Below are 683 nucleotides of genomic sequence, written 5' to 3' on the forward strand. Positions count from 1 at the left end.
TGATACAGGCATCTTTACTGGTCGCTCACCAAAAGATAAATACATCGTTAAAGATGCGACGACAGAAGAACACATGTGGTGGACTTCTGACACCGTAAAAAATGACAACAAACCAATCACTCAGGAAGTGTGGAACGACCTAAAAGAGTTGGTGACTAACCAGTTGTCTGGCAAACGCCTATTTGTCGTTGACGGTTACTGTGGTGCTAACCCAGATACTCGCTTGAGCATTCGTGTGATCACAGAAGTAGCATGGCAAGCACACTTCGTAAAAAACATGTTCATTCGTCCTACCGAAGAAGAACTTGCAACGTTTGAACCTGACTTCGTAGTAATGAACGGCGCGAAATGCACCAACCCGAAATGGGAAGAGCAAGGTCTGAACTCTGAAAACTTCACGGTCTTCAACCTTACTGAGCGTACACAACTGATCGGTGGTACCTGGTACGGCGGCGAGATGAAGAAAGGTATGTTCGCCATGATGAACTACTTCCTTCCTCTGAAAGACATCGCATCGATGCACTGTAGTGCCAACATGGGCAAAGACGGCGACGTAGCAGTATTCTTCGGCCTATCTGGTACAGGTAAAACAACACTCTCTACCGACCCTAAACGCGCTCTAATTGGTGATGATGAGCACGGCTGGGATGACGATGGTGTCTTCAACTTCGAAGGCGGTTGTT

General features: G+C 47.0%; 1 protein-coding gene. It reads left to right on the forward strand.

Going from position 1 to position 683, the window contains the following annotated elements:
• Window positions 1–683: phosphoenolpyruvate carboxykinase (ATP) (locus R7P74_RS26705; protein WP_318123677.1), on the forward strand; the 683-nt coding region annotated here is incomplete at both ends.

The sequence above is a fragment of the Vibrio sp. 2033 genome, from assembly GCF_033339735.1.